Source organism: Dyadobacter tibetensis Y620-1 (genome assembly GCF_000566685.1).
GTDB lineage: Bacteria > Bacteroidota > Bacteroidia > Cytophagales > Spirosomataceae > Dyadobacter > Dyadobacter tibetensis.
Genome location: NZ_AZQN01000001.1, coordinates 107,836 through 122,083 on the forward strand (window position 1 = coordinate 107,836; position 14,248 = coordinate 122,083).

Here is a 14,248-nt window from a genome sequence, read left to right on the forward strand (position 1 = left end):
TATCTAACGCAACTTAATGGACCATACCTGAATTTTATTTTCAGAACGGCTAAATATCAATAATTTATAAAACCCGGGCTGATAAGTCAGTCTAACGGGTAGTTCAGAAGGAATCGCTTTATCTCCAAGCCTTTTACCCCTCATGTCAAATAAGGTGGTATAATTGCCCGACTTAATACTGATAAACCGATTGTCTACGCCAAAGAAATGATACTGAATATCTGAATTGGGCAAAATATCTTTAATCTCGAATAGCTCACGACCCTCCTTGTCCAATATAGCCGTGCGGGATCCGGTGGAACGGATTAACAGCCAATCCAGAGAGTTTCGGTCAAAAATAATTCTGAAATTAGCACCAGGCTGAGGGCGAAGTAGCTGTTTACGAGAAACGATCTTGCCCTCCAGGTTGATTCGTAACAGCTGGCCTGAGGTGCTGGTACCCACCAATTCGGGTTGGCCTGTAAGGTTATTCTGAACCCATGAAAATGGCCCTGCCGTACGGGTTAAGAGGTCAGCAGGGAAACCGCGCCTTACCACCCCCGATTCATTGAGTAAATAGATTTTCCCGTTGTACTGACTAACGATAAATCCCCGATTTCCTATTTGGTTCAAAGTTACTACCGGCCCTTGAATATTTTCGAAGCGCAGGCTTCTGGAAAGTTTCTTTAACGGACTCGTAACACTTTCCCAAATGAATAACTCGTCATTCTGACTTCGAACAATGAAACGGTTACTCCCATCCAGGCCTCCATCTACCAGATATAAGGATTTGATACTATTTCCAGCAGGAAGACTTTGTTTAAAAGTGGTGTATAAAGAGTCATCATCTTGATCTATCGCATAGACACTGGTACTGGTTGCCAATATGCGCTGTTGCCGTCCGATATTAAGAAAGTCAACTTTAAAGGCCTCAGTTTGCAAATGCCCATCCAGTTGGGTAATGGTTTCCGTTTGGCCAGTTTTCAAATTATCTATTTTTAACAAGTTGAAGGCTTTATCAGTTAAGAGTAGCTCGGAGCTTCCATCCACCTGATTCTGCAGTGCTGCTAACGATTGATCGGAAAATATTGGCCATTCCACATCGATATTCAGAAAGGTTTTATTGAGCACCTTGGCTGGTGTGGCCCGTTTCTTCGGAATCAGATTAATTGAAGGATAGGCCTTTCTACCATCCACCTTACAGCTAAGCACAATGGTTTCAATTTTTGCTGTTAAGTCACTATAGGTCTTACTGGCTGAACTGCCACTGCCCGACTGAATTTTTCTCAAATTGGCCACCAGGGCTATCTGGGCTTCATTCTTGGAAGATATGAGTACACTATCATATTCCGGAGATTGTTTCCAGGTGATCTGATTCTCGTAATCTACTAAATAGTTTTGAAGTACCTGAGCATTATTGCTCATTACCAGGTATGGAGCCACGTAGGTAACGAAGGTTTTGTTGAACCCGTTAAATGAAGGTCCGAATAGGGTAGCGGGAAACTCATTGACGCCGATGGCAAAAATGTCATAGCCCTGGAATTTGTCGTGACTGGAATTAGTCTCTTCGTTGGACAACTGTGCTAATTTGAGGAGTGGAGCCCTCAACTTATCATAATGGGCATATTCAGCCAACAAAATTTTTGCATCGGCCAGGCTACTACTTTGTTCTAATTGACAGAATATCAATTCAGATCCGAAATTGTCGGTTAAAAGTTTACGGTCGTTCCCAATATGGTAATAGAGCTTACTCCAGCCTTCTGTTTCATTGCTCTCATGCCAGTCGAGGTATTTTTTGTGAAACTTTTCCTTTTCGGCCGAGGCGTAGCGGTATAATTGAGCCGTCTGTTGTGATATATATTTATGCCCCGTAAAAGTAGACCCTTTTACGTCCTTGAATAATTGACTCAGGTAGTAATTAGGGCGCTCGCTTCCGTCGGACTCGATAGCGATATGGTGCGGATCTTTACTATTTCTTATGTGAAGATCTTGGAAATAGGGGAAATTTTTAAGGAAATGTGTATAATGATGTTGAGGGCCGAGGGAAGGGATTACAGATTTCCAGGCATCTTCCGTCAGGTATATCGACACCCCGTTGTTGCTGTGTTCGGTATCTGCAAATCTGGATTTAAGATTTCTGCCTTGAAGACTCAGAGATGATGTCCGGATCACGTCTTCGACCAAGTCACCAAAGTAACTAATAATCAAATAATCGTCCAGTAGTATAAATGAAAATAAGGGGTGAGAGCTGGAGTCATAAATATCCATGATCCGATGATCCTGAAAGGTATGATGTCTCATCTGAATGGCTGGATTATCGGGTTTCTTTAACCATCCTACTGATTCTTGATCGATAGGAATATATACCAGCACACCCCATTCTGTGGCAGATCGGGGATGGAAAGAATAAGTGATGTTTTTGTCGTTTAGCAACTCATATAATTTCTTTGAATCGCTTGTTAGCAGATTCAAAGAAGAAAGATTGTCGCTGGCAACGTCGATTAAAGGTAGCCGCTTTACATCCAGCTCTGCTTCCGAAAGGGTATAGGTTGAGTCCTGTAGGTGACTACTGGTGACCACTACAATTGCCGAGGAAGGAATATGCTTCCAGGCCTCTGAGGAAATTCTATACCATCTAAACAGGAAATATCCTGCCAGCATGATGACAACAGCTAGCAGGATAATCAAATATTTATTTTTAATCACAGGGATGTGTTTACGCTTTTATGGCTTTAACCTTTTTGTTCAGTTCCAAACGGAAGTTTAGTAATTCCTGAAAGCTCCTAATGCAGACCTTCCACAGGTTCCATTTAACGATGGAGACTTCCCCTGTAGCCCGATCTTTATGGGTAATGGGAATATCGAAAGTTTCCTGACCGGATTTTTTGGCCATGACTGACAAGAAAATATTGGGAGCAAAGGGCTCAGGATTTGGCAGTTGATCCATTAATTTTTGCAGGAAGGTACCTCTTATCAGGCGGAAAGGTATATTACTATCCATGATGTAAGTACCATAAACTGCAGAGATGGTTCCTCGGAGCACTTTGGTAATAAACAAACGTACACCTGCATCGTGACGTACTTGACGGTATCCTAAGATAAAGTCAGATTGATTACGCTTCGCCCACAGTTTATCAAAATCATCAGAAACGAACTGGTCGTCACTGTCAGTTTGAAATACAAATTCCGACCCCAATTTAAGGGCAGCAAGATATCCGTTGACAACCGCATTGCCGTGGCCCCCATTTTTTTGGTGGATAACGGTGAGATTGGAAACTTCCCCTTTGAGCTTATCCAATAGCACCTGGGTGTTATCCTTGGAGCCGTCGTTGATAACGATTAGGGTCGTGTTATCGTTTGGAAACTTTTCTCTTAGAAAGTTAGTCCAGCTATGTACCACTTTTTCAATACAATCTTGCTCATTGTATGCGGGCATTACTATACTCAGAAGGAACGACATTCAAAATTGGTTTTGGTAAGTTGTTGCGAATTTAATAAATATTAGTGGATACCCCCTATTCAAATAATTATATTTACCCAGCGTATTTATCTTTCAGTGAATTAATAGGTTTCTCAAAGAAATGCCAGGACAAGGAGGCCACGATAACTGTTAGTATAGCGTGAATCATCGCTTCGAATGGGAGGGAGTGTTCCAGCCCAGGGACAACGCTATAGATTTTGTTCATTAAGCGGACTGTGGGGTGGTTGGGGCCACTATGATAATGATTGTATACAAAATTGTGATATAGGTAAAGACCATAACTTATTTTCCCTAAATAAATGCTGGCAGGATGCTCAAGAAATGCTTTCATCCCCCCTTTAAATCCTACCACCGACCGGCCTATCAAAAAGAAACAGAAAACAGACGAAACCAGCCTGTCATAGACGACATTGGCCACATTATGTAACGTTTCTCCATACGTTTTTGACCAAAAGTGTAGCAGACACCAGGCGATTAGTCCAAGCCATACGGGCCAGGAGCTGCTGAATAACTTGGTGAAGACTTCATTCTTATAGAGCTGCAACCAGGCCATCAGTCCGCCTAAGGCGAAGGAATCTAGACAAGCAGGCATGGTAACATAAGAGACAAACCATTCTTTTCCTGTATAGAAAAAATAGAACCGAAGCAATACGCTCATCAGACCCATTATACCTAGTACTGGTATTAACTTTTTCCGGGGTACGAAAAAGATAAGAAAAGGAAAAAAGATGTAAACCTGCTCTTCGACTGCCAAGGACCAAAAATGATCTACAACGCCCATCCAGCTCTGGTGAACAGCAATATAGATATTGGTGCCATACAAAACCAGCCAAGCCCAGGTATCCCGCACCGGAGGTACATCGAATACCAAAAGCAGTGCAATACATAAATAATATACTGGAAATATTCGTATGGTCCGACGGATAAAAAATTTGCTAAGATATCTTCCCAGCCCTCCCGGTTCATCAATAGTCTTTTCCTTACTCTTAAGTAATATGCGGGAAATAAGAAATCCGCTCAATACAAAAAAAACGGTTACTCCCAGTGGGCCTAAAGGAATGGTATTCACCTCTGCAAACCAGTGGTCAATAAGTACCAGGGCAACCGCAATAAAGCGGACCCCGTCTAGTTGTATAATATGTCCTTGTGGTGTTGCGCGCATGTTTACCAGTTGACCTCTATTTTGTTGGCCTTCACTTCCGGGATAATAATTTGTTTCGATTTAAAGAGTATACCTAACTTTCCACCCTCTTGTCGTAGAATTCCGACCTTATAAGTTCCTGCTTTCATCTGGCTAAAGGGTACATCGGAATAAAAACCGGGGGCAAAATAGAGTTGCTTGAGGAATAATTGTTTTCTATTTCTATTACGGGTACGATAGGTAGGGTAAACATAATAACGCTCCTGATTGCTAAATAGCAAATAGACACCACTATCAATCAGTCTTTGACTCGTGTAATGGTTATTTGACACAAGCATATTAGTCGGTGTTTCTTTTAACTCGGTCTGACCCATCAGGGCAGACAAGCCCTGAGTAACTCCAGCATAGCCCTGTTTGTCCGCCAACTTTATGGATCCAAACCATAGCTTGTAATTATTAGGCGTTTTTGCGACAATGCCTTGAGCGAAGGTGGAATCCGGAGCGATCGTTAAACTTTTGTCGGTATAGGTCCAGTTAAACTGATCCGTAGAAAGCATCTTTCGCAAGTTGGATGCATCTACCAGATGGTAATAGTAACTAAATATGTTAAATATGACGGCTAGTAAGGTAATGGCTGAAATATATGGAGACAAGAAACTACCTCTTATTGGAACCACTATATACAGGTAAGCAATAACCAATAAGAGTACGGAATAGATCTTATAACGACTCGTTATAAGCCCTTCCAGTCCAAATCCAGCTCTGGAATAGACGACGATGAGAGCGGTTCCTAATATAAACATCAGGGCCCCAATGGTAAATAAATCCGTTATTTTTTCACTTTCCTGTACCTTTTTTTGACTCGAAAGACGATAAAGCGCGTTAATTCCGATAGAAACAGAAACCAAAAACAATAGTGTTCCTGCTATAATACAGATTTGAAAACTATTCGGTACCGGGACAGACTCGGCAAATGAACCCAAAAATGCCATGTAACCTTTGAGAAGCTGAAAGAAACTCGCCCTAGATTCTGGGTTGGATACATTGCCCTGGTACCAATTAAAATATCCATACAAAGCCCCGGCACTCACGAGTACCCAGAGACCTAATCGCTGTGGCTTTCGGCCTATAAACAACAGCACGGCTCCTATTGGAAGCACGAACAGACCATTACCACTAGTTACCACCGTAAGACAGGCCAGCAATAGGGAAATGACAAATAGTGTATTACTGGGGTGTATACACAAATAAATGGTCCATAAAACCAGTGTAACAACGCCGAAATTTTGAATCGCTGCCATCCCCCAATACATATTTTCCCAAAAAGCAAGGGTTAACCACAGGAATGGAATGGGCACAAGTGCAAACAATGGCTTTTTATTCTGATGGAGGAGCGAATGAAATAGGGGCAGGGCAGCAAGGAGCAACAAATTGCCTGCCATCATGAGGTGCCGGTAGTTTAGGGCACCTGTCCATTTAAAATCTAACCAGGCGATGAGCCTTGTTAAGGCAATACGGTGTTCATTATGTTGCTTACTTAAGGCAGCAAACTGAGCGGTCCAGGAGTTGGCATTGCTCATATCGACTATAAATGCCTTCAGCGAATGGTCGTCCCACTTGGGTATATTGATTGCATAAAAATCCCAGGCTATAAAGAATATAGCCACGGGGATCAGCAAGAAGATGCTGACAACTATTTTACTAAACGTCTTATTCATATCATGGCATTTAGTGCCATCACACTTTGGGCTATTGAAGTAGAATCCAGCCCCGACAATTTCTGGTGATAGCCCTGGCTACCGTATTTACCATTGGGATAGCCTTCTGCCTTAATGCTTTTGAAAAACCTAATGGGTATACCTGACTCGAGTAAGGGAACACTAAGCTGCTGGGCCAAGCCTCCAGTCCCAATATGCTCTTCTGCAACGAGAATGTTGGGTGTTTGGCTTAATATTGTTCTAATTTCCGTGCTTATTTCCAGGGGAAACCTCAAAACGGATAAAATATTGATACGCTCTTTAAGCTCAGGGAATTCTTCCATCGCTTGAATCACATTATTCGCAATGGGGCCGAGGGCAATTATAGTTGTATCGGCCTGTAGTCCCTGATGCAGAACTTTGAAGGAGCCAGTATGGAATGCGCCCATAGGGCTGGTCTTGCCAGCGCCTAGACGTAAATAGGTGGGCCTTGATTCAGAAATAATTTGCTGTAAAACGGGCTCAATTTCATCTGAAAATGCTGGAGTCCATACCTGAGCGTTTTGCAGTCCACTCAGGCAGGCTATATCTTCGATAGTATGATGGCTACTTCCCATGATACCGTATCCATATCCACCTCCATTACCGACCAGAAATACTGGTAAATTATTGAAACAAACGTCGTTACGGAACTGTTCCAGACATCGGTATACGATAAAAGGAGCAATACTATAGCAAAATACCTTGTATCCTTTATGGGCAAAGCCGGCGGCAACACCAACCATATTTTGCTCAGCCACACCCGCATTGATAAATCTATTGCCCAGTTTGGCTTGTAGGTTCTCCAAGGCATTATAGCCTAGATCGCCTGTGATGAAGACTATGGAGTCATCTTCTTCGGCCAGTTTTTCTATGGATGCTGAAAATTCTTTTCTCATTTGCGTAATTGTTTCACGAGTGTGCGAATCTCTTCTGCTGTTTTGTAGGCCTTACTACCGCGCCTAATCCTGGTGCGGATGTATTTGGGCCGTTTTTTAGTTTCTTCGAAAATTTTGGTGATGTACTCTCCTAAGAAAGAAATCCCAAGTATAGTCAATCCCCCAAAAAAGACAATCAATACAATGACCGTACTAATCCCCTGAGGCGTATTAGGGAAAAAGAATAATTTGGCGAGAATTTGCCAAATTATTCCCAGTATTGAAAGACCTGTAAGGGCAAAACCAGCATAGCTCATAAGCTCTAAGGGAGCGAAGCTAAAGGAAAAAATTGCCTTTTTTGCCCACCAAATATTTTTGGTCCAATTATTGGTAGAAACGCCGAACATGCGCTCAGGACGTACGTAAGGAACACCTGTTTGTTTAAAGCCAACCCAAGCACGTAGCCCTCGTAAGAACTGCTCGGTCTCGGGTAAGTCCACCAATTCTTTTACAACTTTTCGGTCGATCATCGAGAAGTCACCTGCATCTCGGGGAATCGGGATATAACTTAGACTCTGAAATATCTTGTAAAAGCTCTTATAAAAGAAGTGAATATGCGGCTTCATTTCCCGCTGTACCCGCACCCCGTAGACTACATCATTACCGTCCATCCATTTTTCATAAAAATCTGGGATGATTTCCGGAGGATCCTGTAAGTCTCCATCCATCAGAACGACACAGTCTCCCGTAGCGATTTCCATTCCACTCAAAAAGGCGGACTGAGACCCGAAATTACGGGAGTGGCTGATACCTACTACATTGGGGTCTTTGTCACAAATATTGTTAATAACCTCTTCCTGATTGTCAGGAGAATTGTCATTCACAAATATTATTTCATAGCGAACCTTTAACTGGTTGAAAGTCTTCACCAAACGTTCATACATAAAGGGAATCGCCTGAGCGTCCTTATAACAAGCGATAATGGCAGTGATTACCGGGTTCAACCTGGGGTTCTCAAATGCCGGTATTACGGTATTCTGGTAATCTATGGCTTTCTGCCAAGCCAATGTTTTTTGTAAGCCTTCTTCTAGTGTGGTCCGTGGAGACCAACCAAAATCATTTTGGAATGCCTCGGAATTGCCATACCATTCTGCCAAATCCCATTTTCGATTGGACATACTGCCCCATTGAGGACTTTTATCAATGGCAAAGGTCTTTCTGGTCGTCTCTATAAGATCGCCTATGGTCGTTTTTCGTCCTGTGGCAATGTTATAAGACTTTCCTGAGGTTTGAGCAGTGATGCGATTGGCAGCGTCGATAAATGCTTCGACACAGTCTTCGATAAAAACAAAATCCCGACTGATATCAGGGGAGACCAGAGTAGGAAGATCTTTTTCCCGGGCACATTCGATGAGCTTAGACATCAGACGATCGGGCTCCTCCCAGGCACCATAAATTGAGTATAAACGTAAATTAAGTGTTTTAAGCTTATTTACCTTAGCATAATATTCCAATAAATAAGCGGCAGAAACTTTCGAAACAGCATAATGGCTGTTTGGCTCCACCCGATCAGTTTCCTGAGGTGCCGTACAGTTAAATCCATATTCCGAACTGCTTCCCGCATGAATATAAATCATCTCTGGACTACAATTCTGCAAAAGGTTTACAGTCCCTAATACGTTCGTTTCGTAGGTGAGGTTTACATTACTTTGCTTACTGTAAGCCCCGTATGCCGCCAGATTGAATATGGTCTGTGGTTTATATCGTTCGAAGACTTCTTGAACGGAATTATTCGACAATATATCACAATGGATGATGTTCTCGAACGGTACATTCAATAATTTCAATCGCCAGGCTTTGGTCGCATCATGTGTAAGGGCGTAGCAATCCTTCCTGATTTTGAAAATATCATTGAATAGATTGGCACCGATAAATCCACTTGCTCCAAATACAAAGATGGGCCCTTTTAACTGTTCAATTTTATCGCGGTAAACCGGCAATTGGTCAAGCATTCGTAAGTTCATTAAGATATCGTTCCTTCACTTCTTGGGTTGCCAGGTCAAACTGCTCCTGTTTCATAGGTAGATAATGCCATTCTAGCTTATTTTCCATATATGAAACTCCTTTTCCTTTAATAGTATCGGCAATTATTACTTTTGGGATTCCATTTTTACGGCCTTTTAAGTCCTGGATTGTTTCATTAAGCTGTGGTATGTCATGCCCGTCAACCACAACCGTTTCAAAACCAATTGCCTTCCATTTTTCGGGTGAAGCGGTCTCCCCTAAAACCTGGGTAGTAGTGCCGAAACCTTGCAAGCCATTTTTATCAATAATCATAATCAGATTATCCAACTCATTTTGTATGGCATAATGTGCGGCTTCCCAGGTCGTTCCTTCGTTGGTCTCTCCATCCGAGAGCAAAGCATAAGAATAACTTCCGTCGCCCGATACTTTAGCGGCATGGGCTATGCCTGTAGCGATAGGGAGACCATGGCCCAATGAGCCCGTAGCGAAGGGTATCCCTTTATATTTACGCGGAGCTGGGTGAGCAGGTAATGTGGTACCGTCTTTATAAAAAGTATCCAGTTCCTGATCCGAAATTTCGCCTAGTACATTTAAGCAGGCATACAAAGCTGCGGCTGCGTGTCCCTTCGACAGAATGAAAGTGTCTTCTTCTTTCTTATTTAAAAACAATACGGCGATCATAAGATCGATGCAACTCAAGGAACAGCCTATATGGCCTGCATTGGCCTTGTGGTATAAGCCAAGGATCTTTAGTCTAAGCTCGCCGCTCAAACGTTGCGGGTTATCTATGATTTCTTCTGCAGTCATGGCCTTGTTGTGTGTCAATGCGGTTTTTGAACTTGCCTACAAAGTAACAAGCATTTTATTTCAAATTAGCGTGCAATATACAAATTCTTATTGGTCGGCTCGTCAATCGGAGGGGTGAAAGGCTATTCGGAGCCATAGCGTAGCCCTTTAAGTCGCTTGATTACAATCGGCTCGGCCTGGTTTTTTTTAAGTAATAAAATGCTTTCCTCTTGGGTGGTATCCATGCGTTGCACGTATTGGCTCTTCTTTGGAAGGTACAGGTTCGTCAGCTGGGCATCTTGAACCGAGTAGGGAAGAAAGGTCCGGTCCATCTCGGAAAGAAATAGGAAGTCTGGAGCTGGATATAAGACTGTATCACCCGGCTGGTATAGGTTCTGAATGCGCTGGGCTGCCTCCATATAGGGATTAGGCTCCCTGGTGTTTGCGAAATAGCCGTATTTGACCGACTGGTCCTGATAAAACTCCTTAAGTCTCTGGCCGACAAAGATCATTTGCAATCCAAAAACTACCAAGCACAGGATTCGATATTCCAGACGGAGTTTCGTAATTGTAAGTATGATCAGACTTAATAAAATAATTACATATGGAAAAGAAAATCCAGAGTATCGCTGGGTAATGCCTGTTGTATGACCATTTTTGAAAGCCATGACAATTAAAAAGAGAGTCGGTATTAGTCCCATAAAATACAGGAGCCATAGCCGATGCTTCTGAGGCTTGGAGGAATTTTTATGAACATCCCAAACCAAAGAAAGCGCAAATAAGCTTACTGAGAGTATAGTAAACTGTATCTTATTCTGGGTATATATTGCCAATCCCAAGAACATCAGAATAAAGGGGACAGCGCGGGTCCAGTGTAAGGCAGGGGTGGGCGTTGACAGATTGCTTCTGCGATTTTGATACCGATACCAAAGTATCAGCAGAAGGCCTAGTACAAGGGAAACCACCAGATTTCTTTTTCCTACCAACGCATCGGCAAGCCCATTGCTGAAAAGAAATATATCAGAAAATAACGGCAGGGACTTATTGAGGACATTCTGAAAGGTGGCCGGTAGAGCACCGAACGGATTGTTGTAGGGCCTGGTTTCGGCCATGCGTCTGTAAAGGTCGGCCTGATAGCTCAGTGTGTATAAGGTATATTGCCCTCCTCCCGCCACTAGCCACCAGGTAACTCCGGAAAGGGCTGCAGGAGCCGCCAGAGCCAGTCGAATCCATGTTTTGATATTTTTCAGAAAGAAGAGCGCATACAATCCATGAGCCAACAATACTGTGATGACCAAAAAATGAGATAATAAGGCCAGTCCAGCAGCTAAAATATACCCTAAATACAATTTCCATACCTTTCGGGAACCCGGCGAATCTTCTATTATCTGCAGGAAATAGTAGGTTGCCAGTAGGGTGAGAAAGAAGGTGAGGGAATAATTACGTGCTTGGTGGCTGTAAGCTATAAAAAAAGGCTCTATGGCTACGATACCTGCTGCGATCAAGCCTACCTTATTGGAAAAAAAGCGCTGCCCAAAAAAGTAGGTAAGTGCTATGATGCCTATACTGAACAGAACCGAAAATCCTCTTGCAGAGAAATCGGACATACCAAATATCTCAAGCCAGTAGTGAAGCAGCAGATAATAAAATGGACTATTGCCTATATCGCTCCGAGTCATGGCCTCGTAGTAGTCGGCTATGGATTTAGGCGCCCAGAACTCTTCCGGGGTAAAGCTTTTGGGGACAAATATCTCCTGATAGGTGAAGGATCGAAGTACGCCTCGGGGCCTGTAATCTAAGCGGGGGCTTTGCCAAAATGGACGCGCCGTAATTCGTTTACTGGCAAAAACATCCTTTTGATTAGCACCCTCCAAAACGATTCCCTGGCTGATAACCATGGTACTTTTCTCATCGAAAAATATGCTATAGGCATCTAGCTTGTACATACGCAATCCAAGGCCCAAAGCCAAAATAAGCGCTAATATGAACCAGGATTTTTCGGGAGAAACAGAATTAGATTGAGTCATCAAATAGATAAGGCTCGTTGTTGAATTTTATGTGTGTCTTGCCAAAAAGGGCAAATTTCTGGCGAAAGTACACAAATATTTTCGTTCTCTCGGCTTACCGATCTAGGATTGTAAATTCTACGCGTCGATTTTTCTGGCGTGCTTCTTCGGTAAGATTGTGGGTAAGTGGTCGTGAGGGGCCCCAGGCTTTGGTATCTATTCTTCCGGGGGCCACCCCTTTACCGGTCAGATATTTCTTTACCGCATTGACCCGATCCTGAGCAAGCTGTACATTTTTCTTTATATCGCCCTGATTGTCTGTATGACCTTCTAGCAGAACACGGCTCTGAGGATTTTGAATCAGATAATCGGCTACCAAGTCTAGTTCCTCATAAGTACCTGGGCTTATTGTCGCACTGCTCTGAGCAAACATGGTGTTGCTAAGCCTGATATTTTCCCCTTTTACAATGGGTCTCAGATAAGCATCCAATGAGATCTGGTATATCGTGCTCTCTTGGTTGACTACTAATTCTTTGATTTCTGGAAAGTATCCTTCCTTTCTGATTTCGATTCTATAAGAGGTGTTTTGTGGTAGAAATAACTGAAATTTTTCCTGGGTAGGTATAAAGGTCGTTTTGAGAATTGTGGAATCTTTAACGCTATTCGATACGATTATTTCGGCAGATATGGGCTGGTTATTACTGAGATCGTATACGGTGCCACTGACATGAACAAGAGGCTGGGGCTTAATTTCAGGGCTCAGCCGGATTCTGTAAATATCTACGTCGGAGAAGTTTTCCGCAGTTGAACTAAAGTAGGCAAATGTGGCATCGGCTGGTAGGTTGAAATACCCTTCCCATCCTTCGCTATTTATCGCAGGGCCCAGATTTTCCGGTTCGCTCCATTTGGTCCAGCTATCGTCGAGTCTGCGGCTTAAAAAGAGATCGCTTTGGCCAAAGCCACTGTGCCCTTCTGAGGAGAAATATAAGGTTTTGTTGTCTAGAGCCAGGAAAGGAGAGCTCTCGTTTGCAGCGGAGTTGATGGTGGACCCAATATTTAGAGGGGGAGTCCATTGGTTCTCGTCGGAAAGGAATGATACATAAATATCTCTTTTCCCCTCCGTATCTGGGCGTTCCAAGGCCATTAAGAGTACATTTCCTAAAGGGGAGACGGTGACTTCCATAGAGTTATTATTTTGGTTGACACCTAAGCTTGGTATTCGTAGCTCTTGTGGAAAGCTCCAGCCCCCTGCCGATCGCATGGAATAGGAAAACCCAAACTCCAAAGTGCCATCAGGAAGGTATTTGTTAATGAGATAGATCTTATTTCCATCGGCAGAAATACTGGTGATGGCATTGTCTCCGTAATTGTTTAGTGGAGCGCCCAGATTGGTGGCGTTGGACCAGCGGCCCCGGTTATCCAGGGTCGACTGCCAGATGTCCTGACGCTGAGAGGTGCCGATATTGCCCGGGTGATTGGCCCGAGCAAAATACAAAGTTTTGCCATCCGAGGAGATGACGGGAGCCAGTTCCGTCCCTTTGCTGTTAACCGCAGCCCCCAGATTTTCTTTCTTCTGAAGCGATTCTAAATCTTGGGTAATACGAATATTAGCTCTGATGGGATCTGTACTATCAGAGATTCCGATGGCGTCCAGCTGATTAAATCCCGTGACGGTCGATGGAGCCAGAACTACCTTTATAGCCTTACATACAATATCGCTCTCGGAGGGGAATATTCGAAGCTCCCTACCACCTCCGGCTACTGGGCCAGGCTCTCGTTTGTCTATCAGGTATTCACGACCCTCCGTATCATACGCATATACCCTTGTAACTGCACCGGGATGGTGGTTTTCTCCAATGAAGACCTGGGCTAATCTGATTGGAACTTTAAACCCTACTTTTATCCATTCCTCATCTGCCCCATCGGGCCGGGCCGATGTCCATGCCACAGGGCTATCGCCATAGGATGGGAGCTTATTAGGCTGGCCCAGAACCTGTACGGCGCGATAGCCTTCCCCGTAACTGCCGTCGCGCAGTTCAGAGGAATATCCTAAAATGGTTTGCGCCCATTGCGTATTTTGCCCTTGGGCATAGGCTGTTGCCAACAGTGATAGAATGGGGAATATTGTATATTTAAAAAACGAAAACTTCATGTATGATGGGGTTCTAAGCCTATAACTCTCCTTTGAATTAGGGGCTTTTATGGATGAGTACCGT

General features: G+C 43.4%; 9 protein-coding genes. All 9 read right to left on the reverse strand.

From position 1 onward, the window contains the following. Positions 1 to 3: 3 nt before the first annotated feature. The 9 genes from X939_RS0100410 to X939_RS0100450 all read right to left on the reverse strand — a co-directional run bounded on the left by X939_RS0100410 (position 4) and on the right by X939_RS0100450 (position 14,184). Positions 4 to 2,685: a hypothetical protein gene (locus X939_RS0100410; protein ID WP_025761254.1), complete on the reverse strand. Its 2,682-nt coding sequence runs from the start codon at positions 2,683 to 2,685 to the stop codon at positions 4 to 6. A 10-nt stretch (positions 2,686 to 2,695) separates the two neighbouring features. Then, positions 2,696 to 3,439, reverse strand: a complete 744-nt coding sequence (locus X939_RS0100415) for a glycosyltransferase family 2 protein (RefSeq protein ID WP_025761256.1) — start codon at positions 3,437 to 3,439, stop codon at positions 2,696 to 2,698. 73 nt (positions 3,440 to 3,512) lie between these two features. Continuing rightward, complete coding sequence (locus X939_RS0100420; protein WP_025761257.1) at positions 3,513 to 4,622, reverse strand: acyltransferase family protein; 1,110 nt, start codon at positions 4,620 to 4,622, stop codon at positions 3,513 to 3,515. 2 nt (positions 4,623 to 4,624) lie between these two features. Beyond that, the gene (locus X939_RS0100425; protein ID WP_025761258.1) at positions 4,625 to 6,319 is read right to left on the reverse strand and encodes a hypothetical protein; all 1,695 of its coding nucleotides are present in this window, start codon (positions 6,317 to 6,319) and stop codon (positions 4,625 to 4,627) included. Next, the gene (locus X939_RS0100430) at positions 6,316 to 7,236 is read right to left on the reverse strand and encodes a transketolase family protein (RefSeq protein WP_025761259.1); all 921 of its coding nucleotides are present in this window, start codon (positions 7,234 to 7,236) and stop codon (positions 6,316 to 6,318) included. Before X939_RS0100430 ends, X939_RS0100425 begins: the two co-directional genes overlap by 4 nt. Next, positions 7,233 to 9,227: an NAD-dependent epimerase/dehydratase family protein gene (locus X939_RS0100435; protein WP_025761260.1), complete on the reverse strand. Its 1,995-nt coding sequence runs from the start codon at positions 9,225 to 9,227 to the stop codon at positions 7,233 to 7,235. The genes X939_RS0100430 and X939_RS0100435 overlap by 4 nt, the downstream gene beginning before the upstream one ends. Continuing rightward, positions 9,220 to 10,047: a transketolase gene (locus tag X939_RS0100440; protein ID WP_025761261.1), complete on the reverse strand. Its 828-nt coding sequence runs from the start codon at positions 10,045 to 10,047 to the stop codon at positions 9,220 to 9,222. Before X939_RS0100440 ends, X939_RS0100435 begins: the two co-directional genes overlap by 8 nt. Before the next feature lie 122 nt (positions 10,048 to 10,169). Further along, positions 10,170 to 12,053, reverse strand: coding sequence for a glycosyltransferase family 39 protein (locus X939_RS0100445; protein WP_025761262.1), 1,884 nt, complete (start codon positions 12,051 to 12,053; stop codon positions 10,170 to 10,172). A gap of 94 nt (positions 12,054 to 12,147) precedes the next feature. Then, positions 12,148 to 14,184, reverse strand: coding sequence for an OmpA family protein (locus tag X939_RS0100450; protein WP_025761263.1), 2,037 nt, complete (start codon positions 14,182 to 14,184; stop codon positions 12,148 to 12,150). Between the last annotated feature and the right edge of the window lie 64 nt (positions 14,185 to 14,248).

What these genes read in the sequence shown, in the direction of transcription:
- X939_RS0100440 (WP_025761261.1), bottom strand. Translation starts at nt 10,047, where the DNA reads ATGACTGCAGAAGAAATCATAGATAACCCGCAACGTTTGAGCGGCGAG.
- X939_RS0100420 (WP_025761257.1), bottom strand. Translation starts at nt 4,622, where the DNA reads ATGCGCGCAACACCACAAGGACATATTATACAACTAGACGGGGTCCGC.
- X939_RS0100445 (WP_025761262.1), bottom strand. Translation starts at nt 12,053, where the DNA reads ATGACTCAATCTAATTCTGTTTCTCCCGAAAAATCCTGGTTCATATTA.
- X939_RS0100435 (WP_025761260.1), bottom strand. Translation starts at nt 9,227, where the DNA reads ATGCTTGACCAATTGCCGGTTTACCGCGATAAAATTGAACAGTTAAAA.
- X939_RS0100425 (WP_025761258.1), bottom strand. Translation starts at nt 6,319, where the DNA reads ATGAATAAGACGTTTAGTAAAATAGTTGTCAGCATCTTCTTGCTGATC.
- X939_RS0100430 (WP_025761259.1), bottom strand. Translation starts at nt 7,236, where the DNA reads ATGAGAAAAGAATTTTCAGCATCCATAGAAAAACTGGCCGAAGAAGAT.
- X939_RS0100450 (WP_025761263.1), bottom strand. Translation starts at nt 14,184, where the DNA reads ATGAAGTTTTCGTTTTTTAAATATACAATATTCCCCATTCTATCACTG.
- X939_RS0100415 (WP_025761256.1), bottom strand. Translation starts at nt 3,439, where the DNA reads ATGTCGTTCCTTCTGAGTATAGTAATGCCCGCATACAATGAGCAAGAT.